Annotated in this window: 14 protein-coding genes and 1 pseudogene; 12 read left to right on the top strand and 3 right to left on the bottom strand. The window is 71.4% G+C overall.

From position 1 onward, the window contains the following. Window positions 1-45 precede the first annotated feature (45 nt). The 9 genes from SLV14N_RS10585 (at window position 46) to SLV14N_RS10545 (ending at window position 14,293) form a co-directional block, all read left to right on the top strand. Window positions 46-5,577, top strand: coding sequence for a HAMP domain-containing protein (locus SLV14N_RS10585; RefSeq protein WP_263269143.1), 5,532 nt, complete (start codon window positions 46-48; stop codon window positions 5,575-5,577). A 255-nt stretch (window positions 5,578-5,832) separates the two neighbouring features. Further along, window positions 5,833-6,492 carry a two-component system response regulator gene (locus SLV14N_RS10580; protein WP_018092947.1) on the top strand — a complete coding sequence of 220 codons (660 nt, stop codon included), beginning with the start codon at window positions 5,833-5,835 and terminating at the stop codon, window positions 6,490-6,492. Between the two features lie 93 nt (window positions 6,493-6,585). Next, window positions 6,586-9,345 carry a DNA translocase FtsK gene (locus tag SLV14N_RS10575; RefSeq protein ID WP_263269141.1) on the top strand — a complete coding sequence of 920 codons (2,760 nt, stop codon included), beginning with the start codon at window positions 6,586-6,588 and terminating at the stop codon, window positions 9,343-9,345. A gap of 224 nt (window positions 9,346-9,569) precedes the next feature. Then, the gene (locus SLV14N_RS10570; protein ID WP_263269139.1) at window positions 9,570-10,382 is read left to right on the top strand and encodes a helix-turn-helix domain-containing protein; all 813 of its coding nucleotides are present in this window, start codon (window positions 9,570-9,572) and stop codon (window positions 10,380-10,382) included. Between the two features lie 103 nt (window positions 10,383-10,485). Next, window positions 10,486-11,970 (top strand): 30S ribosomal protein S12 methylthiotransferase RimO, encoded by a 1,485-nt coding sequence (gene rimO / locus SLV14N_RS10565; protein WP_208680719.1) that lies wholly within the window; start codon window positions 10,486-10,488, stop codon window positions 11,968-11,970. After that, window positions 11,967-12,617: a CDP-diacylglycerol--glycerol-3-phosphate 3-phosphatidyltransferase gene (pgsA, locus tag SLV14N_RS10560; protein WP_208680718.1), complete on the top strand. Its 651-nt coding sequence runs from the start codon at window positions 11,967-11,969 to the stop codon at window positions 12,615-12,617. Before rimO ends, pgsA begins: the two co-directional genes overlap by 4 nt. Next, on the top strand, window positions 12,614-13,150 hold the full coding sequence (locus SLV14N_RS10555; RefSeq protein WP_263269136.1) for a CinA family protein: 537 nt from the start codon (window positions 12,614-12,616) through the stop codon (window positions 13,148-13,150). The genes pgsA and SLV14N_RS10555 overlap by 4 nt, the downstream gene beginning before the upstream one ends. Window positions 13,151-13,244: 94 nt before the next feature. After that, window positions 13,245-13,628, top strand: a complete 384-nt coding sequence (locus SLV14N_RS10550) for a helix-turn-helix domain-containing protein (RefSeq protein ID WP_018092941.1) — start codon at window positions 13,245-13,247, stop codon at window positions 13,626-13,628. 194 nt (window positions 13,629-13,822) lie between these two features. Then, a complete protein-coding gene (locus SLV14N_RS10545) occupies window positions 13,823-14,293 on the top strand; it encodes a Dps family protein (RefSeq protein ID WP_263269134.1) in 471 nt (156 codons plus the stop codon). A gap of 455 nt (window positions 14,294-14,748) precedes the next feature. Here the strand turns inward: SLV14N_RS10545 and SLV14N_RS10535 are convergent. From SLV14N_RS10535 to SLV14N_RS10525, 3 genes and pseudogenes are all read right to left on the bottom strand, one after another. After that, window positions 14,749-15,160, bottom strand: a pseudogene (locus SLV14N_RS10535) (SDR family oxidoreductase). 60 nt (window positions 15,161-15,220) lie between these two features. Then, window positions 15,221-16,030 carry an Fpg/Nei family DNA glycosylase gene (locus SLV14N_RS10530; protein ID WP_263269132.1) on the bottom strand — a complete coding sequence of 270 codons (810 nt, stop codon included), beginning with the start codon at window positions 16,028-16,030 and terminating at the stop codon, window positions 15,221-15,223. Between the two features lie 173 nt (window positions 16,031-16,203). After that, complete coding sequence (locus SLV14N_RS10525) at window positions 16,204-20,976, bottom strand: DEAD/DEAH box helicase (RefSeq protein ID WP_263269131.1); 4,773 nt, start codon at window positions 20,974-20,976, stop codon at window positions 16,204-16,206. Window positions 20,977-21,101: 125 nt separating this feature from the next. Between SLV14N_RS10525 and SLV14N_RS10520 the strand changes: the two genes are divergently transcribed. The 3 genes from SLV14N_RS10520 to SLV14N_RS10510 all read left to right on the top strand — a co-directional run bounded on the left by SLV14N_RS10520 (window position 21,102) and on the right by SLV14N_RS10510 (window position 23,253). Next, complete coding sequence (locus SLV14N_RS10520; protein ID WP_208680713.1) at window positions 21,102-21,983, top strand: AraC family transcriptional regulator; 882 nt, start codon at window positions 21,102-21,104, stop codon at window positions 21,981-21,983. Window positions 21,984-22,117: 134 nt separating this feature from the next. Further along, window positions 22,118-22,948 (top strand): AzlC family ABC transporter permease, encoded by an 831-nt coding sequence (locus SLV14N_RS10515; RefSeq protein ID WP_259670740.1) that lies wholly within the window; start codon window positions 22,118-22,120, stop codon window positions 22,946-22,948. Beyond that, a complete protein-coding gene (locus SLV14N_RS10510; RefSeq protein ID WP_127153313.1) occupies window positions 22,945-23,253 on the top strand; it encodes an AzlD domain-containing protein in 309 nt (102 codons plus the stop codon). The genes SLV14N_RS10515 and SLV14N_RS10510 overlap by 4 nt, the downstream gene beginning before the upstream one ends. The last annotated feature ends 1 nt before the right edge of the window (window position 23,254 follow it).

The following is a 23,254-nucleotide window of genomic DNA, read 5'->3' as shown; positions in this document are numbered from 1 at the left end:
AAGAGAAAGCCCGGGTAGAACGGTCGACCCTGCGGGAGGGACAACGTGGAGTCTGGCGCAGCGGCGCGGGGCGCAAGCACACGCGCGAAAGGCGGACGATCCCGGAACAACGGGACGACCGAGGTGGATACGGCTGCGCTGAATCGGCTGTTGGTCGCGTTGGTTGCCATGCGGGACGGGAACTTCCGCAAACGGCTCACGGTTTCCGGCGACGGCGTCATGTCGGAGATCGCGGCGGTCTTCAACGAGGTCGCGGACCGCAATCTGCACCTCACGGGCGAGCTGACGCGGGTGCGCCGGGTCGTCGGCCGTGAGGGCAAGCTCACGGAACGGCTGGAGGTCGGCGCCGCCGAGGGCTCCTGGGCCGCGGCGATCGACGCCTCGAATGCGCTGGTCGACGACCTCGTACGGCCCGTCTCCGAGGTGGGACGGGTGCTGTCGGCGGTGTCCGAGGGCGACCTGGAACAGCGGATGGATCTGCGCTCGCGCAGTTCGGACAGCTCTTCGGAGCACCCTCTGCGGGGTGAATTCCTGAAGGTCGGCCGGACCGTCAACGGGCTGGTGGACCAGCTCTCCGCCTTTACCGACGAGGTCACGAGAGTGGCCAGTGAGGTCGGTACGGAGGGCAAGCTCGGCGGCCAGGCGCGGGTGCGCGGAATGTCGGGTTCGTGGAAGGACCTCACGGAATCCGTCAACACCATGGCGTCCCGGCTGACGGCCCAGGTGCGTGACATTGCTCTCGTCACCACGGCGGTGGCCAAGGGTGATCTGTCGCGCAAGGTGACCGTCCATGTCTCCGGCGAGATGCTGGAGCTGAAGAACACCGTCAACACGATGGTCGACCAGCTCTCCTCGTTCGCCTCCGAGGTGACGCGGGTCGCCCGTGAGGTCGGTACGGAGGGTGAGCTCGGCGGTCAGGCGCAGGTCCCCGGTGTCGCCGGCGTGTGGAAGGACCTGACGGATTCGGTCAATCTCATGGCCGGCAACCTCACCGCGCAGGTGCGCGGGATCGCTCAGGTCACCACCGCCGTCGCGAACGGCGATCTGTCGCAGAAGGTCACGGTCAGTGCACGCGGCGAGGTCGCGCAGCTGGCCGACACCATCAACACCATGACCGAGACGCTGCGGACGTTCGCGGACGAAGTGACGCGGGTGGCGAACGAGGTCGGCGCCGAGGGCCAGCTCGGCGGTCAGGCGCAGGTGCCGGGCGCGGCCGGTACGTGGAAGGACCTCACCGATTCGGTGAACACCGCCTTCCGCAACCTGACGGCGCAGGTGCGGGACATCGCACAGGTGACGACGGCGGTCGCCAACGGCGACCTCTCGCAGACCGTCACCGTCGATGTCGCCGGTGAAATGCTGGAGTTGAAGAACACCGTCAACACGATGGTGGGTCAGCTCTCCTCGTTCGGCGCCGAAGTGACGCGCGTTGCGCGGGAGATCGGTGTCGAGGGTGAGCTGGGCGGCCAGGCGGCGGTGCCCGGTGCCGCGGGGACGTGGAAGGACCTCACGGACTCCGTGAACACCGCCTTCCGCAACCTGACCGGGCAGGTGCGCAACATCGCCCAGGTGACGACCGCGGTGGCCAACGGTGATCTGTCGCAGAAGGTCACCGTCGATGTCTCCGGCGAGATGCTGCAGCTGAAGAACACCGTGAACACCATGGTGGATCAGCTGTCCTCGTTCGCCGACCAGGTCACACGGATGGCCAGGGACGTGGGCACGGAGGGCCGGCTGGGCGGTCAGGCCCGGGTGGACGGCGTCAGCGGCACCTGGAAGGAACTGACCGACTCCGTCAACTTCATGGCGGGGAACCTGACTTCACAGGTGCGGCAGATCGCCCAGGTGACGACGGCGGTGGCCCGTGGTGACCTGTCCCAGAAGATCGACGTGGATGCGCGCGGCGAGATCCTGGAGCTGAAGAACACCATCAACACGATGGTGGACCAGCTCTCCGCCTTCGCCGAGCAGGTCACCCGGGTCGCCCGGGAGGTCGGTACGGACGGCAGGCTGGGCGGCCAGGCGCAGGTGCCGGGCGTCGCCGGTGTCTGGCGCGATCTGACCGACTCCGTGAACGGCATGGCCGGCAACCTCACGGCTCAGGTCCGCAACATCGCGCAGGTCGCCACGGCGGTCGCCCGGGGTGACCTGTCGCAGAAGATCGATGTGGACGCCCGGGGCGAGATCCTGGAGCTGAAGAACACCCTGAACACCATGGTCGACCAGCTCTCCTCGTTCGCGGAGCAGGTCACCAGAGTCGCCCGCGAGGTGGGCACCGAGGGCATCCTGGGCGGCCAGGCCGAGGTGCAGGGCGTCAGCGGTACGTGGAAGGACCTCACCCAGTCCGTCAACTTCATGGCGAACAACCTGACCTCGCAGGTGCGCAACATCGCCGAGGTGACGACCGCGGTGGCCCGCGGTGATCTGTCCAAGAAGATCACCGTCGATGCCAAGGGTGAGATCCTCGAACTGGTCACGACCGTCAACACGATGGTCGACCAGCTGTCGTCGTTCGCCGAGCAGGTGACCCGGGTGGCCCGTGAGGTGGGTACCGAGGGCCAGTTGGGCGGTCAGGCGCGGGTGCCGGGTGCCACCGGTATCTGGCTGGACCTCAGCGACAACGTGAACCTGATGGCCAACAACCTGACCATCCAGGTGCGCAACATCTCCCAGGTCTCGGCGGCGGTCGCCAACGGAGACCTGACGAAGAAGGTCACGGTCGAGGCGCGCGGCGAGGTCGCGCAGCTCGCCGACACGGTCAACACGATGGTCACGACGCTGTCGTCGTTCGCCGACGAGGTCACCCGGGTGGCCCGTGAGGTGGGCACCGACGGCATCCTGGGCGGTCAGGCCCGCGTCCCCGGCGTCGCCGGTACGTGGAAGGACCTCACCGAGTCCGTGAACTCGATGGCCAACAACCTGACCGGCCAGGTCCGCAACATCGCCATGGTCACCACCGCCATCGCCAAGGGCGATCTGACCAAGAAGATCGACATCGATGCGCGGGGCGAGATCCTCGCTCTGAAGACCACCATCAACACGATGGTCGACCAGCTCTCTTCCTTCGCCGAACAGGTCACCAGGGTGGCCCGCGAGGTGGGTACGGAAGGGCAGCTCGGTGGGCAGGCGCAGGTGCGCGGTGTGGCGGGCACCTGGCGGGACCTGACCGAATCGGTGAACGAGATGGCGGGCAACCTGACCCGCCAGGTGCGGGCCATCGCCGCGGTCGCCGCGGCGGTCACCCTCGGCGATCACAACGTCCGAATCGATGTGGACGCGGCCGGCGAGATCCTGGAGCTCCAGGACAACGTCAACACCATGATCTCCACGCTCCGGGAGACCACCCTCGCCAACGAGGAACAGGACTGGCTCAAGGGCAACCTGGCCCGGATCTCCGGTCTGATGCAGGGCCGGCGCGACCTCAAGGACGTCGCCACGCTCATCATGAGCGAGCTCTCGCCCGCGGTCTCCGCCCAGCACGGCGCGTTCTTCCTCGCGGCGCAGCCCGACAGCCAGGAGATCGGCGCGGACGGCGGCGAGGCCGGCGCGTACGAACTGCGGCTGATGGGCTCGTACGGCTACGCCATGGGCGGGATGCCGACGACCTTCCGGCCGGGCGAGACGCTGATCGGCACGGCCGCGGAGGAGGGGCGCACGATCCTGGTGGAGAACGTCCCGTCCGGCTATCTCAAGATCGCCTCCGGGCTGGGTGAGGCGCCGCCGGCGAATGTGATCGTGCTGCCGGTGCTGTTCGAGGACAAGGTGCTCGGGGTGATCGAGCTGGCGTCCTTCCAGCCGTTCACCCAGATCCAGAAGGACTTCCTCAGCCAGATCGCCGAGATGATCGCGACCAGCGTCAACACCATCTCGGTGAACACCAAGACCGAGGTGCTGCTCAAGCAGTCGCAGGAGCTGACCGAGCAGCTCAAGGAGCGCTCGGGCGAGCTGGAGAGCCGGCAGAAGGCGCTGGAGCTGTCCAACACGGAGCTGGAGGAGAAGGCCGAGCAGCTGCGTGCGCAGAACCGCGACATCGAGGTGAAGAACACCGAGATCGAGGAGGCGCGGCAGGTCCTGGAGGAGCGTGCCGAGCAGCTCGCGGTCTCGATGCGCTACAAGTCGGAGTTCCTGGCGAACATGTCGCACGAGCTGCGTACGCCGCTCAACTCCCTGCTGATTCTGGCCAAATTGCTGGCCGATAATGCCGAGGGGAATCTCTCCCCGAAGCAGGTCGAATTCGCCGAAACCATCCATGGGGCCGGTTCCGACCTGCTCCAGCTGATCAACGACATTCTGGACCTGTCCAAGGTCGAGGCCGGCAAGATGGACGTCAGCCCGACGCGGATCGCGCTGGTCCAGCTCGTCGACTACGTGGAGGCGACGTTCCGGCCGCTGACCGCGGAGAAGGGACTCGACTTCTCCGTACGGGTCTCCCCGGAGCTGCCGGCGACACTGCACACCGATGAGCAGCGGCTGCTGCAGGTGCTGCGCAACCTGCTGTCCAACGCGGTGAAGTTCACCGACAGCGGCGCCGTCGAGCTGGTGATCCGGCCGGCCGGTGCGGATGTTCCGGTGGCCATCAGGGAGCAGCTGCTGGAGCACGGTTCGCTGCGCGACCCGGACGCGGACATGATCGCCTTCTCGGTGACCGACACCGGTATCGGTATCGCGTCCAGCAAGATGCGGGTCATCTTCGAGGCGTTCAAGCAGGCGGACGGCACGACCAGCCGCAAGTACGGCGGTACGGGCCTGGGCCTGTCCATCAGCCGGGAGATCGCCCGGCTGCTGGGCGGCGAGATCCATGCCGCGAGCGAGCCCAACCGCGGCTCCACGTTCACGCTCTACCTGCCGCACAACCCGGGCGGGCTGCCGCCGCAGGGCTACCCGCAGCTGGTGGCCGGCGGGATCGCGATGGACGCGGAGGCGCGCGAGACGGAGGTCGGGCAGCAGGAGGCCGAGGAGCAGCCGGACCACGAGCAGGGCGTCGGAGGCAGCCTCAGCCGGCGCCGCCGCCGGGCGATTTCGGGGACCCCGCGGCGCTTCGAGCTCTCCGGGCGGCAGTCGTCCGCGGCGCCGCAGCAGGCCCCGCAGCAGGCTCCGCAGGCGCCGCCGCAGACACCGCAGCCGGTCCCGCAGCAGCCCGCGGAGGAGCCCTGGATCGGCAACGGCCAGGATCTGGTGGACCCGGCCTTCGAGGGCGGATTCCACGGTGAGAAGGTGCTGATCGTCGATGACGACATCCGCAATGTCTTCGCGCTCACCAGCGTCCTGGAGCAGCACGGGCTGTCGGTGCTGTACGCGGAGAACGGGCGCGAGGGCATCGAGGTGCTGGAGCAGCACGACGACATCGTCCTGGTCCTGATGGACATCATGATGCCGGAGATGGACGGTTATGCGACCACGGCGGCGATCCGCAGGATGCCGCAGTTCGCCGGACTGCCCATCATCGCGCTGACCGCGAAGGCGATGAAGGGCGACCGGGAGAAGAGCATCGACTCCGGAGCCTCCGACTACGTGACCAAGCCGGTGGATACCGATCATCTGTTGTCGGTCATGGAGCAATGGATGCGCGCGGAGTGACGGAGCGTCCAGTATGGAGGCGAAAGGGGATCATCGCGTGCTGACTCAGTGTTGCCGCGGACGTGTGGAAGCGTGGGATACGGGGAACCTTCTGGTCTCTGTCTGCGTTTCTGCTACGTGCACAGTGACATCGCGGTGACAGGGTGTGGCGACAGGCGGGGTGCAGCTACCATGACCGGCACAAGGACGGGCGGCGTGACGGAGTCGTCCCCTGGGGCGGCGTCCGGTTCCATGCCGGGGCGAGGAGGACGGGCCATGGTGCAGAAGGCCAAGATCCTCCTGGTCGATGACCGGCCGGAGAATCTGCTGGCGCTGGAGGCGATCCTCTCTGCGCTCGATCAGACACTGGTGCGGGCATCGTCCGGGGAGGAAGCGCTCAAAGCACTGCTCACGGACGATTTCGCGGTGATTCTGCTCGATGTGCAGATGCCGGGGATGGACGGTTTCGAGACGGCCGCGCACATCAAGCGGCGCGAGCGGACCCGCGACATCCCGATCATCTTCCTCACGGCCATCAACCACGGCCCGCATCACACCTTCCGCGGATACGCGGCCGGCGCGGTGGACTACATCTCCAAGCCGTTCGACCCGTGGGTGCTGCGCGCCAAGGTCTCGGTGTTCGTCGAGCTGTACATGAAGAACTGCCAACTGCGGGAGCAGGCCTCCCTGCTGAGGCTGCAGCTGGAGGGCGGGCGGCCGAGCGCCGACGAGGCGCGGGAGTCCGCGGGGCTACTCGCCGAGCTCTCCGCGCGGCTGGCCGCGGTCGAGGAGCAGGCCGAGGCGCTGTCCAAGCAGCTGGACGAGACGGCGGATGCGGCGGCGGTCGCCACCGCGGCGCATCTGGAGCGCAAACTGACCGGACTGCGCAGGGCGCTGGACGCCCTGGAGCCGGGGTCGGGGAGCGCCGCGGGGTGAACTGACACCCCTTCATGAGACGGGCGCGCGACACGTTCGGGTGAAGCGCCGTGCGCTCGTGTCATGCCTGCTTTCGCCTGTAATCTCGTCGCCATGGCCTCACGTACGTCCGGCAAGGGAACCCAGAGCACGGCGGGCCCCTCGAAGCAGCGCGCCGGACGGACCGCGGGCGCCGCGAAGAAAGCGCCCGCGAAGCCACCGGCCAAGAAGGCCGCGGCCGCGAAGAAGGCACCGGCCAAGAGGGCACCCGCCAAGAAGGCCGCCCCCAAACCGGCGCCGTCACCCACCGGTGGTGTCTACCGCCTCGCGCGTGCCTGCTGGCTGGGGCTCGCACACGGCATCGGGGCGATGTTCCGCGGTATGGGCCGCGGCGCGAAGAACCTCGATCCGGCGCACCGCAAGGACGGGCTGGCGCTGCTGTTGCTCGGGCTGGCGCTGGTGATCGCGGCCGGTACCTGGTCCAACCTCAGCGGCCCGGTCGGCGACCTCGTCGAGCTGTTGGTGACCGGCGCGTTCGGCCGGCTCGATCTGGTCGTACCGATACTGCTGGGCGGCATCGCCGTACGCCTCATCCGGCACCCCGAGAAGCCGGAGGCCAACGGCCGGATCGTCATCGGGCTGTCCGCGCTGGTCGTCGGCGTCCTCGGACAGGTCGCGATGGCCTGTGGCTCTCCGGGCCGGGACGACGGACTGGCCGCCGTACAGGACGCCGGCGGCTACCTCGGGTGGGTCGCGTCCAAGCCGCTGATCTTCACCGTCGGCCAGACCCTGGCGGTGGCGCTGCTGGCGCTGCTGACCCTCTTCGGGCTGCTGGTGGTCACCGCGACGCCGGTGAACGCCATCCCGCAGCGGCTGCGGGCGCTCGGCATCAAGCTGGGCGTGGTGCACCCGGTGGCGGACGAGGCGGACTACGACGAGGTCGAGGAGTATGCGGAGGAGTGGCGCGAGCAGCCCGTCCGCAGGCAGCGCCGCAGCGCCGCAGCCGCACCGGCCGCGAACGATCCGGACGCGATAGAGGAAGCGGCCCTGGCCAAGCGGCGCCGACCGCGCCGGGCCTCCGCACAGACCGCCCCGGACCGGCCGATGGACGCGGTGGATGTCGCCGCCGCGGCGGCCGCCGCGCTGGACGGCGCGGTGCTGCACGGTGTCCAGCCCTCACCGCTCGTCGCCGGCCTCAGCAGCAGCATCTCCGGGGACCGCCGGGGCCACGACGGCGAGGACACCGCGGGGGAGAGCGGCACGGTGCCGCCGGCCCGCGGCGCGGAGCCGGAGCCGCCCGCGGCCGAGCACACTCCCGCCGTGCCGGACTTCACCAAGGCCCCGCCCGAGCGCTCGGGCGAGCTGCCGGCCCGTGCCGAGCAGCTCCAGCTGTCCGGTGACATCACCTACTCGCTGCCCTCGCTGGACCTGCTCTCGCGGGGCGGGCCCGGCAAGACCCGCAGCGCCGCGAACGACGCCATAGTGACCGCGCTGACCACGGTCTTCCAGGAGTTCAAGGTCGATGCCGCGGTCACCGGCTTCACCCGGGGCCCGACGGTCACCCGCTACGAGGTCGAGCTCGGCCCGGCCGTCAAGGTCGAGAAGATCACCGCGCTGGCCAAGAACATCGCCTACGCGGTGGCCAGCCCCGACGTCCGCATCATCAGCCCGATCCCCGGGAAGTCCGCGGTCGGCATCGAGATCCCCAACACCGACCGCGAGATGGTCAACCTCGGTGATGTGCTGCGGCTGGCCGACGCCGCGGACGACGATCATCCGATGCTGGTGGCGCTCGGCAAGGACGTCGAGGGCGGCTACGTCATGGCCAACATGACGAAGATGCCGCACGTCCTGGTGGCCGGTGCCACCGGCTCCGGAAAGTCCTCCTGCATCAACTGCCTGATCACCTCGGTCATGATGCGGGCCACGCCGGAGGACGTCCGGATGGTGCTGGTCGACCCCAAGCGCGTCGAGCTGACCGCGTACGAGGGCATCCCGCATCTGATCACACCGATCATCACCAACCCCAAGCGGGCCGCCGAGGCGCTGCAGTGGGTGGTGCGCGAGATGGACCTGCGCTACGACGATCTCGCGGCCTACGGCTTCCGGCACATCGACGACTTCAACGAAGCGGTGCGCAGCGGCAAGGTCAGCGCACCGGAGGGCAGCGAGCGCGAGCTGGCGCCGTACCCGTATCTGCTGGTCATCGTCGACGAGCTGGCGGACCTGATGATGGTCGCGCCGCGCGATGTGGAGGACTCGATCGTCCGCATCACCCAGCTCGCCCGTGCGGCAGGCATCCACCTGGTGCTCGCCACCCAGCGCCCGTCCGTCGATGTGGTCACCGGCCTGATCAAGGCCAATGTGCCCTCCCGGCTCGCGTTCGCCACCTCGTCGCTCGCCGACAGCCGGGTCATCCTCGACCAGCCGGGCGCCGAGAAGCTGATCGGCAAGGGCGACGGCCTGTTCCTGCCGATGGGCGCCAACAAGCCGGTGCGTATGCAGGGCGCGTTCGTGACCGAGGCGGAGGTCGGGGCGGTCGTCCAGCACTGCAAGGACCAGATGGCGCCCGTCTTCCGCGACGACGTCACCGTCGGCACGGCCAAGAAGAAGGAGATCGACGAGGACATCGGCGATGACCTCGATCTGCTGTGTCAGGCCGCTGAGCTGGTGGTTTCCACCCAGTTCGGGTCGACGTCCATGCTTCAGCGCAAGCTGCGGGTGGGGTTCGCCAAGGCCGGGCGGCTGATGGACCTGATGGAGTCGCGGAACATCGTCGGTCCGAGCGAGGGGTCGAAGGCTCGTGACGTTCTTGTGAAGCCTGACGAACTGGACGGAGTGCTGGCGGTGATCCGGGGGGAGGCTACGGAGTAGCACAGATATCCGGGTCACCCGCAGGAAAGAAGAAGGCAACCGTTTCTCCTGCCGATACGTCAAGTTGAGGGAGATGAGGGAACGATGCTTCACCATCGAGCCCCAGGGCACCGCCGACGGCGTTCCGATGGCGTACAAAGTCCGCTCTCCCGCTTGCCCGACCCTTTCGCCCCACCCCTAGACTGAACTTCCAGCAGGTGGCTACACGCTCGAAAGGCGCCTCCGTGTCCATCGGCAACTCCCCCGAAGCAGACCGGCCTTCCGTCGGTTCTGCCCTCCAGAAGGCCCGTATCGGAGCGGGACTGACCGTCGAAGAGGTCAGTACGACGACACGGGTGCGCATTCCCCTCGTGCACGCGATCGAGCAGGACGACTTCTCCCGCTGTGGCGGCGACGTCTACGCCCGGGGGCACATCCGGGCGCTCGCCCGCGCCGTATCCCTCGATCCCCGACCCCTGATCGACCAGTTCGACGCCGAGCACGGCGGCCGGCCCGCGCCGACCCCCGCCGCGCCCCTCTTCGAAGCCGAACGGATCCGCTCCGAGCCGCGCCGCCCCAATTGGACCGCGGCGATGGTCGCGGCGATCGTCGTGGTGGTCGGCTTCGCGGGCTTCACGCTCTTCACGGGCGGCGACAAGAGCGACGGCGGCCCGATCGCGGCCGGCGACGCCCATGCGAAGCCGGCGCCGGCGCCCACCCGCCATCCCTCCACCATCAAGCCGCCCATCAAGCCCGACCCCGAGCCGTCCGACAGTGCCGTGGCAGGGCTGCCGAAGGACAAGGTCACGATCAAGGTGACCGCCCGCGACGGCCAGAGCTGGATCTCCGCCAAGGACGCCAACGGCAAGCTCCTGGAGGACGGTCTGCTCAAGCAGGGCGAGTCCAAGACCATCACCGACAAGAAGCGGATCGACCTGGTCCTCGGTAACGCCGGAGCCGTGCAGCTGTACGTCAACGGCAAGGAGGTCAAGCGGGTCGGCGAGAAGGGCACCGTAGAGCGGCTCAGCTACACGCCAGGGGACCCCCAGGCGGGCTGAGCGCCCTCACCGGGGGGCGTCCGCCGCCCGGCCCGGCGGCCCGGGTCCGGCGGCGGAGACCTGCGCGCCAAGGGGGTGGCGGGGACAAAGTAGGCTGAGGCCTATGCCCGAACGCCGTACCGTCGCCCTTGTCACTCTTGGCTGCGCCCGTAACGAGGTGGACTCGGAGGAGCTCGCAGGCCGCCTGGCAGCGGACGGCTGGGACCTCGTCGAGGAAGCCGCCGATGCCGATGTCGCCGTCGTCAACACCTGTGGTTTCGTCGAGGCCGCCAAGAAGGACTCCGTCGATGCCCTGCTGGAAGCCAACGATCTGAAGGATCACGGCAGAACCCAGGCCGTAGTGGCCGTCGGCTGCATGGCCGAGCGCTACGGCAAGGAGCTCGCCGAGGCGCTGCCCGAGGCGGACGGGGTGCTCGGCTTCGACGACTACGGCGATATCTCCGGCCGTCTGCAGACCATCCTGAGCGGCGGCATCCACGCCTCGCACACCCCGCGCGACCGCCGCAAGCTGCTGCCGATCAGCCCGGCCGAGCGCCAGGACGCCGCCGAGGTCGCGCTGCCCGGCCATGCCCAGGACACCCCGCCCGAGGATCTGCCGGAGGGCGTCGCACCGGCCTCCGGACCGCGGGCCCCGCTGCGCCGCCGTCTCGGCAGCAGCCCGGTGGCCTCGGTGAAGCTGGCCTCCGGCTGCGACCGGCGCTGCTCGTTCTGCGCCATCCCGTCCTTCCGCGGCTCCTTCATCTCCCGCCGGCCCTCCGATGTGCTCGGGGAGACGCGCTGGCTGGCCGGGGAGGGTGTGAAGGAGATCATGCTGGTCTCCGAGAACAACACCTCCTACGGCAAGGACCTCGGCGACATCCGGCTGCTGGAGACGCTGCTGCCGGAGCTGGCGGCCGTCGACGGCATCGAGCGGATCCGGGTCAGCTACCTGCAGCCCGCGGAGATGCGGCCCGGCCTCATCGACGTGCTGACCGGCACCGACAAGGTGGCGCCCTACTTCGATCTGTCCTTCCAGCACTCGGCGCCCGGTGTGCTGCGCACCATGCGGCGCTTCGGCGGCACGGACAGCTTCCTGGAGCTGCTGGAGACGATCCGTACCAAGGCGCCGCAGGCCGGTGCCCGCTCGAACTTCATCGTCGGCTTCCCCGGGGAGAGCGAGAGCGACCTGGCGGAACTGGAGCGCTTCATCACCGAGGCCCGGCTCGATGCCATCGGCGTCTTCGGTTACTCCGACGAGGACGGCACCGAGGCCGCCTCGTACGAGGACAAGGTCGACCCGGACGTGGTCGCCGAGCGGCTGGCGCGGGTGTCGCGGCTGGCCGAGGAGCTGACCGCGCAGCGCGCCGAGGAGCGGATCGGCGAGACGCTGCGGGTGCTGGTCGACCGGACCGACGACGAGGACGGTGTCGTCGGGCGGGCCGCGCACCAGGCTCCGGAGACCGACGGCGTCACCCTGCTGTCGACCGGCCAGGAGCTGGAGCCCGGTCGTATGGTCGAAGCAAAGGTGGTGGCGAGCGAGGGCGTGGACCTCGTCGCGGAGGTGCTGTCGGTGGAGGGCACGGGGTGTACCGAGGAGGCGGGCAGATGACCGGAGTCCCGGCATCCGCAGCTGGTGGCCCGCGCACGGCGCCGGTCGTCCGGCAGGCCGGGCTGTGGAACATCGCCAACGTCCTGACGATGCTGCGGCTGGTGCTGGTTCCGGCCTTCGTGCTGCTGCTGATGCACGACGACGGAACGGATCCGGTCTGGCGCGTCTTCGCCTGGGCCGCGTTCGCCGTCGCCATGATCACCGACATTTTCGACGGGCATCTGGCGCGCGCTTACAACCTGGTCACCGACTTCGGCAAGATCGCCGACCCGATCGCGGACAAGGCGATCATGGGTGCCGCGCTGATCTGTCTGTCGGTGCTGGGCGATCTGCCCTGGTGGGTGACCGGAGTGATCCTCTTCCGGGAGCTCGGCATCACGCTGATGCGGTTCTGGGTGATCAAGCATGGAGTCATTCCGGCCAGTCGTGGCGGCAAAATCAAGACATTGGCGCAGGGCACCGCGGTCGGTATGTACGTCCTGGTGCTGACCGGTCCGCTGGCCACTTTCCGCTGGTGGGTGATGGCGGTGGCGGTGGCACTGACCGTCGTCACCGGGCTCGACTACGTCCGGCAGGCCGTGGTGCTGCGCCGGGCCGGGCTGGCCCGGGAGCGGGCCGATCGCGCCGAGCGGGACGCGGCACGGTGAGCGGGCCGGGTTCTGCCGCGGCCGGGGCGCTGGAGCTGCTCGCCGGGCGGGGTCAGAGCCTGGCCGTGGCGGAATCGCTGACCGGTGGACTGGTGGCGGGCGCGCTGACCGCGGTCCCGGGGGCCTCACGGGTGGTCCGGGGCTCCGTCACGGCGTATGCGACCGAGGTCAAGCGGGAGGTGCTGGGCGTGGACGGCGCCCTGCTGGCCGCGCGCGGGGCCGTCGACGGCGAGGTCGCCCGGCAGATGGCGAGCGGTGTGCGGCGGGTGCTGGGTGCCGACTGGGGCCTCGCCACCACGGGTGTGGCCGGCCCCGATGCTCAGGACGGGCATCCCGTGGGCACCGTTTTCGTGGCGGTCCAGGGACCGGACGGTGCCGGAGCGGTGCGCCGCCTGTCGCTGGCGGGTGATCGCGACCGGATCCGCCAGGACACCATTCGCGCCGTGCTCGCACTGTTGTTGAGCGAACTGACAGAAAATACGCGGGCACAGGATACGGAACAACACGGGGGGAATGGATGTTTGCAGCCCTGAGTGAACACGTACTTGCGCCCGGCACTGGTACCGCCCGAGGCGGTACGGTGGGGCGAGAAGGATCCGGATCCGAGGTCCGAGGAGGGAGCCAGCGATGATTCTGCTTCGTCGCCTGCTGGGTGACGTGCTGCGCCGACAGCGTCAGCGCCAGGGCCGAACCCTGCGCGAGGTCTCTTCCTCCGCCCGGGTATCGCTCGGCTATTTGTCCGAGGTCGAGAGGGGGCAGAAGGAGGCGTCCTCCGAACTGCTCTCGTCGATCTGTGACGCGCTGGACGTGCGCATGTCCGAGCTCATGCGGGAGGTCAGCGATGAGCTGGCGCTCGCCGAGCTGGCAGCGTCCGCGGCCGCGAGCGATCCGGTGCCCGCACCGGTGCGGCCCAAGCTCAATTCGGTGTCCGTCACGTCCCTGGCCGGTGTGCCGGAGGACCGCGTGACCATCAAGTCCCCGGCAGACGTCGTGGATGTCGTCGCGGCCTGACACCCCAGTTCGTACGCATCGAAGCCCTGGTAGGCGGAAGCCTGCCGGGGCTTTGTGCTGCCCGCACGGGGGCGGGTGTGCGTGGCGGGCCGGGCCCCGGCGGGCGCCTGCCCGGACGGTCCGGGCAGCTCGGAACGGGCGATTCATTTGTACGATGGCTAAATCGGATAAATCGCCCGAACAGGAGTATCTGGATGTCTGTCGTCAAGAGCACACTCTCCGACGAGGACCTCGGCATCGTCGGGAACGCCCTGCAGGGAGCGCTCGTCGACCTGGTGGATCTCTCCCTCGTCGCGAAGCAGGTGCACTGGAACGTCATCGGTCCGCGCTTCCGCTCCGTCCATCTCCAGCTCGACGAGGTGGTCACCAGTGGGCGGCTGCATGCCGACACGGTGGCCGAGCGGGCGGCCGCGATCGGGGTGTCCCCGGACGGGCGGGCGGTCACCGTCGCCAAGACCAGCGGCATCGGCGAGGTCAAGGACGGCTGGATCAAGGACGGTGACGTGGTGCGGGCGATGGTGGACGCGCTGAGCGCGGTCATCGGCCGGATGCGCGAGCGGATCACCGCCACCGCGGACCCGGACCCGGTCAGCCAGGACATTCTCATCGGTCTGACCGCCGACCTGGAGAAGCACCACTGGATGTTCCAGGCCGAGGCCCGGTGACGGACGGCGAAGGGCGCTGAGGCTCCGGGACTCGGTGTGCCTTCCGGGGCCGGCGTCGTCGAGGCCCGTTCCGGGGCTTGCGGGGCCGGCTGCGCGCCGGAAATGCCCCGGTGCGCCCTCCCGTCGGGCGGCGGGACCCGTCTAGCGTCGGCCGGAGGAGGCAGCCATGAGGTGGCGTGACTTCGCGGCCCGCGGACCGACCGGACGGCGTCCGCGCACCGTGCCGGGGCGCTGGATATCCGGGGCCGTGGTCGGGGGGCTGTGGTGGTGGGCCGCGGTCCGGCTGGTGGTGTGGCCGCAGTCGGCGGGGGTGGTCGAAGGGGCCGTGATGCTGGGCGGCTGGGGGCTCAGTCTGCTGCCGGTGCACTGCGTTCCGCGGGCGAGGCGGAACGACGGGATCTCTCCTCGCGCCATGGCACGGGCGGGCCTGCGGGTCCGGGCAGGCCGGAAGGCGCTCACCAGGGCATGGCGACACCACCGTTCGGGCGGCGGACCAGGCCGGTCATGAAGGGCGAGGCGTCCGACGCCAGGTGCGGCACGGTGTGGGCGACGTCCTCCGGCTCTCCCACCCGCCCCAGCGGTGACATCCGGATCATCGGCGCCTCCGCGTGCTGACCTGGTCGCGCCGGGTGACATCGAGCCGATGGGCGTGCGCGGAGCCCTCTGCCGCGGTGATGGGAGCGGCGGTCGCCTTCGCGCCCTGTTCGTCGAGATCGGCGCAGTGGACGGTGGCTCCGGCCGCGGCGAGGAGGGTGGCGGTGGCGCGGCCGATACCTCCCCCACTGCCTGCAGGGCGTGGGAGGTGCCCCCAGCCGCGCCGGTGACGAGCCCGGTGCGGCCCGTGAGGTCGTACGCCGGGAGGGGCATGGTGCGAGGGTAGGGACAGATCTGACGGGGCGTCAATTGGTGTGCGGGAGGTGCTTCGGGTCAGTCGGCGCGGTGGCCGTCCGGTGGGTCCGGCTGGCAGGCGGGGCACCAGTAGGTGACGCGTTCCTCGGCGGTGGGGTCCTGGTCGGCGGTGCGGATCTCGGTGCCGCAGCGCAGACAGGGGCGGCCGGCCCGGCCGTAGACCCACAGCCGTCGGTCGGGGCGTGCGCTGGGCGTGGTGATACGGGCGGGGCGCCGCTTGTTGGCCTCGAGGAGCTTCTTGGCGAGCGTGGGCACGCGTTCCGGCCGGGGCAGCGCGCCCAGCGGGAGCCAGGGCGAGGCTCCCAGCAGGAAGCACAGCTCGGATTTGTAGACATTGCCGATTCCGGCGAGATTGCGCTGGTCGAGCAGGGCCTCGCCGAGGGGGCGCTCCGGGGTGGCGAGCAGTCGGCGCAGGACTTCGACGGGGTCCCAGTCCGGGCCGAGGAGATCGGGCCCCAGATGGCCGATGACCCGGGACTCGTCGGCGGTGCGCAGCAGATCGAGTACGGGGAGGCGGTAGCCGACGGCGGTGTGGTCCGCGGTGCCGAGGATCGCCCGGATCTGGTGGGCGGGGCCACCGCGCCAGCGCTCGGCCGGGGCGTAGATCTTCCATGCGCCGTCCATCCGCAGATGGGAGTGGAGGGTGAGACCGCCCTCGAAGCGGGTGAGCAGGTGCTTGCCGCGGGGGAGGACGTCCAGCACCTCGCGGCCGGTCAGATCCACCGTCGCCAGCCGGGGGACGCGGAGATCGCAGCGGGTCAGCGGACCGCCGGCCAGCGCGTCGTGGAGCCGCTGGGCCAAGCGCCAGACGGTGTCACCTTCGGGCATGCCACCATCATGCCGGGAGCCGGGAGCCGGGAGCCGGGAGCCGGGAGCCGGGAGCCGGGAGCCGGGAGCCGGGAGCCGGGAGCCGGGAGCCGGGAGCCGGGAGCCGGGAGCCGGGAGCCGGGAGCCGGGAGCCTTCGGCGCGCGCTGTGGGGCGGAGCAGGGCGTTGCTGCGGTCACCCGCGCAGGCGCAGCCCCCGTGGGGTCGGGTGGAAGCCGGCGGTCTCCAGGGTGGCGGCGAAGGGGGAGGTGAGGGCCGCGGTGCCGTTGATGCGTTCGGTGGTGATGGTGCCCAGGGCGCCCGCGCGGGCGGCATCCGTGAGTGCCTCGACGGCGAGCTGGAGGCGCGGGTCCATGGCGGCCCGCTCCGGTTCGTGGCCCAGCGGCCAGAGGAGCAGGGTCTTGCCGCCGCGCTCCATGTAGAGCGTCAGCTCACCGTCGACGAGGATGACCAGGGAGCCCGCCTTGCGGCCGGGCTTGTGCGTTGAGCCCTCGGGCGGCTCGGGCCAGGGCAGCGCGGCGCCGTAGGCATTGGCGGGGTCGGCGGCGGCGAGGACGACGGCGCGCTGCGGGCCGCCGCGCCGGGACTGCGCCGGGCCGCCGTCCGCCAGTGCGTCACCGGCGGTGCGCTCCCGCTGGGTGCTGACCGCGCGCAGCCGGTCCACCGCGCCGTCCATCGCGAACTGGGCGGCGCCCAGCCCCTCCACCACATAGCCGCGACGGGCCTGACCGGACTCCTCGAAGGCGGCCAGCACCCGGTATGCGGCGGAGAACCCGCCCTCGACCCCCTCGGCGGCGACCGCCCCCCGGGTGACGATGCCGTGCCGGTCCAGGAGCGCACGGGCCAGGGCATGGGCGCGGTGGGTGGGGTCCGGCTCGGCGGTGGGCAGGAGCGACCATCGGCCACCCACCGTCGGCGGACCGGAGCGGGAGGCGGTGGGCCGGCCGCCGCGGCCCGCGGCAGCGGTGAGGGAGCCGTACCGCCCCCGGGGGACGGCGCGGCGGGCGCGGTGGGCGGTCGAACCGGCCGTACGGCCCGAGCCGAGGAGGGCGCGCAGCGGGGCGAGGGTGTCGTTGGTCAGCCGGCCCGACCAGGCCAGGTCCCACAGCGCGTCCGCGAGTTGCGGATCGGTGGCGTCCGGGTGGGTGGTGGCGCGGACCTGGTCGGCGAGCTGGCGGAAGAACAGGCCGTATCCGGGGGCGAGGGCGGTCAGCAACGACTCGTGCAGTGCGGTCACTTCCAGCGGGAGCGGCGGTGGGAGCAGCAGCGGGGCGGAGTCGGCGAGATGGAGGGAGAGCCAGCCGTCCTTGCCGGGGAGCGCACCGGCGCCGGCCCACAGCACCTCACCGGTGGCGGTGAGCTCGTCCAGCAGGGCAGGGGTGTAGCCGCCGACGCGGGACGGCAGCACCAGCTTTTCCAGGGCGGAGGCGGGCACCGGAGCGCCCTGGAGCTGCTCGATGGCGCGCACCAGGCCGTCGATGCCGCGCAGGCTGTGCGAGGCGCCGCCGAGTGGGGCCGGCATCCCGCCGGCCGGTGCCGGGCGCGGTGCACCGACGTTCTGCCACTGGGGGAGGAAGGCGGCGAGCGCGGCGGGCGGCACCGGCTCCAGCTCCTCGCGCAGCGCGGCGAGGGAGCGGCGGCGCAGCCTGCGCAGCACCTGGGCGTCACACCACTCCTGGCCGATGCCCGCCGGATGGAACTCGCCCTGGACGACCCGCCCGGCGGCGGCGAGACGCTGCAGCGCCCCGTCGGTGACGGCCGCGCCGAGGCCGAAGCGCGCGGCGGCCTGCTCGGAGGTGAACGGGCCGTGGGTGCGGGCGTAGCGGGACAGCAGATCGCCGAGCGGGTCCTTGACCGGTTCGGTGAACGACTCCGGGACACCGACCGGCAGCGCCGTGCCCAGCGCGTCACGGAGCCGGCCGGCGTCCTCGACGGCGGCCCAGTGGTCGGCACCGGCGATCCGCACGCAGAGGGCGCGGCGGGTGGCGGCCAGCTCCCGGGGCCATGCCGGGTCCGCGCCGCGCTCGGCCAGCTCGGCGTCGGTCAGCGGCCCCAGCAGCCGCAGGACGTCGGCGACGCCCTCGACGTCCTTGACGCGCCGGTCCTCCGTCAGCCACTGCAGCTCACGCTCCAGCTCGGCCAGCACCTCGGCGTCCAGCAGCTCACGCAGCTCGGCCTGGCCGAGCAGCTCGGCGAGCAGCCGGGAGTCCAGGGAGAGCGCGGCGGCGCGGCGCTCGGCGAGCGGGGAGTCGCCCTCGTACAGGAACTGGGCGACATAGCCGAAGAGCAGCGAGCGGGCGAACGGGGACGGCTCGGGGGTGGTGACCTCCACCAGGCGGACCCGGCGGGCCTCCAGGTCCCCCATCAGCTCCGTCAGACCCGGGACATCGAAGACGTCCTGGAGGCATTCGCGGACGGCTTCCAGCACGATCGGGAAGGACCCGAACTCGCTCGCCACCTGGAGGAGTTGGGCGGCCCGCTGGCGCTGCTGCCACAGCGGGGTGCGCTTGCCGGGGCTGCGCCGCGGCAGCAGCAGGGCACGGGCGGCACATTCACGGAACCGGGAGGCGAACAGCGCGGAGCCGCCGACCTGGTCCGTGACGAGCTGGTCGACCTCGCCCTGGTCGAAGGCGACATCGGCGGCCCCCACGGGGGACTGCTCGGGGTCGTACTCCGTGCCGCGGCCGAGCGGGCCGGCGGACGGGGCGAAACCGCCGTCGCCGTCGAGGAGATCGAGGCCCATCAGATCGGCGTCGGGCAGCCGCAGCACGATGCCGTCGTCGGCATGCATCACCTGCGCGTCCATGCCGTAGCGCTCGGCGAGACGGGCGCCGAGGGCCAGCGCCCAGGGGGCGTGGACCTGCGCACCGAACGGGGAGTGGATGACCACCCGCCAGTCGCCGAGCTCGTCGCGGAACCGCTCCACGACGATCGTGCGGTCATCGGGGACATGGCCGCAGGCCTGCTTCTGCTCGGCGAGATAGCCCATCACATTGGACACCGCCCAGTCGTCCAGCCCGGCGGCGGACAGCCGGGCCCCGGCGTCCTCCGGCGCGAGCGAGCCGATCTCGCGGAGGAACGCGCCGAGCGCGCGGCCCAGTTCCAGGGGGCGGCCCAGCTGGTCGCCCTTCCAGAAGGGCAGCCGCCCCGGCACCCCGGGGGCGGGGGTGACCAGGACCCGGTCACGGGTGATGTCCTCGATGCGCCAGGACGTCGTGCCGAGTGTGAAGACATCGCCGACGCGGGACTCGTAGACCATCTCCTCGTCGAGTTCCCCTACCCGTCGCCCACCACCGCCCTTTCCGGAGTCGCCGCCCGCCAGGAACACCCCGAACAGGCCGCGGTCGGGGATGGTGCCGCCGGAGGTGACGGCCAGCCGCTGGGCCCCGGGGCGGCCCGTGACGGTGTGCGCGACGCGGTCCCACACCAGGCGCGGCCGCAGCTCGGCGAAGGCATCGGAGGGGTAGCGGCCGGCGAGCATGTCCAGCACGGCCGTGAACGCCGACTCGGGAAGGGAGGCGAACGGGGCGGCCCGCCGGACCAGGGCCAGCAGCTCCTCGACGTCCCAGGTGTCCATCGCGGCCATGGCGACGAGCTGCTGGGCGAGGACGTCCAGCGGATTGGCCGGCACCCGCAGCGCCTCGATGGCGCCGGAGCGCATCCGCTCGGTGACCACGGCGGCCTGCACCAGATCGCCGCGGTACTTGGGGAAGACGATGCCCGTCGAGACCGCGCCGACCTGATGCCCGGCCCGGCCGACGCGCTGCAGCCCGGAAGCGACCGAAGGCGGCGACTCCACCTGGACGACCAGATCGACCGCGCCCATGTCGATGCCCAGCTCCAGACTCGAGGTGGCGACCACGGCCGGCAGCCGGCCCGCCTTCAGGTCCTCCTCCACCTGGGCGCGTTGTTCCTTGGACACGGAGCCGTGGTGGGCACGGGCCAGCAGCGCCGGCGCGCCCTTGGCGGCACCGGCCTCGGCCATCAGCTCCGCGGGGGAATGGTGCTCGGGCAACGCCTCACCCGTGGACCGCTCGTAGGCGATCTCGTTGAGGCGGTTGCACAGCCGCTCCGCCAGACGGCGGGAGTTGGCGAAGACGATCGTGGAGCGATGGGCCTGGACGAGATCGGCGATCTTCTCCTCGACCTGCGGCCAGATGGACGGCTTCTCGCCGGTGTCGCCCTCCTGGACGGGCGAGCCGCCCAGCTCGCCCATGTCCTCCACCGGGACGACCACCGAGAGGTCGAAGCGCTTCCCGGACGGCGGCTGGACGATCTCCACCCGGCGCCGCGGCGACAGATAGCGGGCCACCTCCTCCACCGGGCGGACCGTCGCCGACAGCCCGATCCGTCTGGCCGGGCGGTCGAGCAGCTCGTCCAACCGCTCCAGGGACAGCGCCAGATGCGCCCCGCGTTTCGTGCCGGCGACGGCATGGACCTCGTCCAGGATCACCGTCTCGACGCCCGCCAGCGCCTCTCGCGCCGAGGACGTCAGCATCAGGAACAGGGACTCGGGGGTCGTGATGAGGATGTCCGGCGGGCGGTTGGCGATCGACCGGCGCTCGGCGGGCGGGGTGTCCCCGGAGCGGATGCCGACCGTGATGTCCGGCTCCGGCAGCCCGAGGCGCACCGACTCCTGGCGGATGCCCGTCTGCGGACTGCGCAGATTGCGCTCGACGTCGACGGCCAGCGCTTTCAGGGGGGAGACGTACAACACCCGGCAGCGCTTCTTCGGCTCGGCGGGCGGCGGGGTGCTCGCCAGCGCGTCCAGCGACGCGAGGAAGGCGGCGAGGGTCTTGCCGGAGCCCGTCGGCGCCACCACGAGGACATCGGAGCCCGCGCCGATCGCCCGCCAGGCGCCTTCCTGCGCGGCCGTGGGCGCGCTGAACGCCCCGGCGAACCAGCCGCGGGTCGCGGCGGAGAACGAGTCGAGCGCTGCCTTGGCCATGTTCCCCATCGTGCACCGGACCACTGACAACGCGGTCCCGCACGCCGCGCCGGCCGGGCCCTCCCCGGCCGTCCACGCTTCGGACGCGCAGGTCGGCGGCCACCCGGCGGACGCACAATGGCGGCATGGTCATGGTCAGCGGGGAGCGCGCGGCCGACGGCGGGCCCGGTGCGGCCGCCGTGCCGCGGGCGCGCGGTGAGTGGGCGCGCCACTGGCGCTACGAGGGGCTGCCCGGCCTCGACCTGCTGCGCGCCCGCTACGTCCGGCACTCCTTCCCCCGTCACGCGCACGACGGCTATGTCGTCTGCGCGGTGACCGCCGGCATCGAGGAGGTCGGGCTCCGGGAGGGCACCGTCCGGGCCGGCCACGGCGGCGTCATCATGCTCAACCCGGAGGTCGCGCACACCGCTCGGGCGGGCGCACCCGAGGGCTGGGCCTACGCCACCCTCTACCCGTCCTACGAGGCCGTCGCGGAGATCGCCGAGGAGACCACGGCGCTGCGCGGCACCGCGGGGTTCGACCGGACGGTCGCCGAGGACCCGCAGCTCGCCGGCATGATCACCGAGATCCACCGGGCCGCCGAGACCGGCAACGCCCTGGCCGCCGACAGTCTGCTGCGGATCGCCGTGGCCCGGCTGCTGCGCCGCTACGGAGGCCCGCTCCCGGCGCGTACGCCCCGCACCGCGGGCGCCCGGACCGCCGCCCGCGCCCGGGCCGTCCTGGAGGAGCGGATGGCCGACCCGCCCTCCCTGGAGACGCTGGCGCGGGAACTCGGTACCGGCCCGTTCGCGCTGCTGCGGGCCTTCAAGGGCGCGTACGGCATGCCGCCGCACACCTGGCTCACCGACGCCCGGGTGCGCCGGGCACGCAGGCTCCTGGAGGCGGGCTGCACACCCGCCGATACGGCCGTCGCCGTGGGCTTCACCGACCAGCCGCATCTGAACCGGCACTTCACCCGGATCGTCGGCGTACCGCCCGGGGCGTACCGGAGGGAGCGCTCGGCCTAGCTAGGGGCGGGCGGTACGGGAGGGGGACGGGCCCTGTGAGCGCCGTGCGGGCGGTGCGTGCCCGGGTGCAAGAACGTACAAGACGTGTGAGGAACCCGAACCCTAAGGTCCGGGACGTGCCAGAACAGACAGAGATACGCACCACGGAGCGGGCCGCGCCACCGCCGCCGGCACCGCCCGCGACATCCGACGCCGCCGTCATCAGGGACGCCCTCGGCGTCGGCGTCGCCGTCGGCCTTTCCGGATTCGCCTTCGGTGTGACGTCGGCCGGCGTCGGGCTCAGCCTCCTGCAGACCTGCGCGCTCAGCCTGCTGGTGTTCACCGGGGCCTCACAGTTCGCCCTGGTCGGCGCGCTGGCGGCGGGCGGCAACCCGCTCACCGCCGCGGCCGGCGCGTTCTTCCTGGGTGCCCGCAACGCCTTCTACGGGCTGCGGCTGTCCGCCGTCCTCGGGTACCGGTCCACGGTCAAACCCTTCGCCGCCCACTGGGTCATCGACGAAACCTCGGCCGTCACCCTGGCCCAGCCCGACCGGCGCACCGCCCGTCTGGGCTTCACCGTCACCGGACTGACCCTCTACGTCCTGTGGAACCTCACCACCCTGGTCGGTGCCCTGGGCGCCGAGGCGCTCGGCGACACCGAGGCCTGGGGGCTGGACGCGGCCGGCCCCGCGGTCTTCCTGGCGCTGCTCGCGCCGATGCTCAAGGAAACCGTGGAACGGGTCGCAGCCGGGCTCGCCGTGGTGCTGGTCATGGTGACGCTGCCGCTGCTGCCCACCGGTGTGCCGGTGCTGGTCTCGGCACTCGCCGCACCCGCCGTCCTCGTCGTCCAGGGGCGCCGCGACCGGGCGAAGGAGGCCGGCACGGCGCAGGAGCCGGGCGCCGTCCCGGCCGGCACCCCCGTGCCGCCCGCGCGCCCGGACGAGGCCCCCGAGAGCCGCACCGCCACCGAGGAGGACCGGGCATGAACGTCTGGATCGCGATCGCCGTCACCGCCGTCGGCTGCTACCTGGTCAAGTACCTCGGCCTGGCGGCGCCCGCCGGCGTGCTGGAGCGCCCGCTCGTCAAGCGGCTGGCCGCGCTGCTGCCGGTGGCGCTGCTGGCCGCGCTCACCGCCCAGCAGACCTTCAGCGACGGCAGCCACCTGATGCTCGACGCCAAGGCCGCGGGGGTGGCCGCCGCGGCCGTCGCGCTCGTCCTGCGGGCGCCGTTCCTCCTGGTCGTCGGCGTCGCCGTGGCGGTCACGGCAGGGGTGCGGGCCCTGGGAGGGTGAG

This window comes from Streptomyces sp. Je 1-4 4N24 (assembly GCF_026239515.1).
GTDB lineage: Bacteria > Actinomycetota > Actinomycetes > Streptomycetales > Streptomycetaceae > Streptomyces > Streptomyces nigrescens.
This window is presented reverse-complemented; position numbering and strand designations above follow the sequence as displayed.

Coding starts and splice junctions, on each gene's coding strand:
- pgsA (WP_208680718.1), top strand. CDS start 11,967: ATGACCGGAGTCCCGGCATCCGCAGCTGGTGGCCCGCGCACGGCGCCG.
- SLV14N_RS10580 (WP_018092947.1), top strand. CDS start 5,833: ATGGTGCAGAAGGCCAAGATCCTCCTGGTCGATGACCGGCCGGAGAAT.
- SLV14N_RS10520 (WP_208680713.1), top strand. CDS start 21,102: ATGGTCATGGTCAGCGGGGAGCGCGCGGCCGACGGCGGGCCCGGTGCG.
- rimO (WP_208680719.1), top strand. CDS start 10,486: ATGCCCGAACGCCGTACCGTCGCCCTTGTCACTCTTGGCTGCGCCCGT.
- SLV14N_RS10575 (WP_263269141.1), top strand. CDS start 6,586: ATGGCCTCACGTACGTCCGGCAAGGGAACCCAGAGCACGGCGGGCCCC.
- SLV14N_RS10510 (WP_127153313.1), top strand. CDS start 22,945: ATGAACGTCTGGATCGCGATCGCCGTCACCGCCGTCGGCTGCTACCTG.
- SLV14N_RS10545 (WP_263269134.1), top strand. CDS start 13,823: ATGTCTGTCGTCAAGAGCACACTCTCCGACGAGGACCTCGGCATCGTC.
- SLV14N_RS10530 (WP_263269132.1), bottom strand. CDS start 16,030: ATGCCCGAAGGTGACACCGTCTGGCGCTTGGCCCAGCGGCTCCACGAC.
- SLV14N_RS10525 (WP_263269131.1), bottom strand. CDS start 20,976: ATGGCCAAGGCAGCGCTCGACTCGTTCTCCGCCGCGACCCGCGGCTGG.
- SLV14N_RS10550 (WP_018092941.1), top strand. CDS start 13,245: ATGATTCTGCTTCGTCGCCTGCTGGGTGACGTGCTGCGCCGACAGCGT.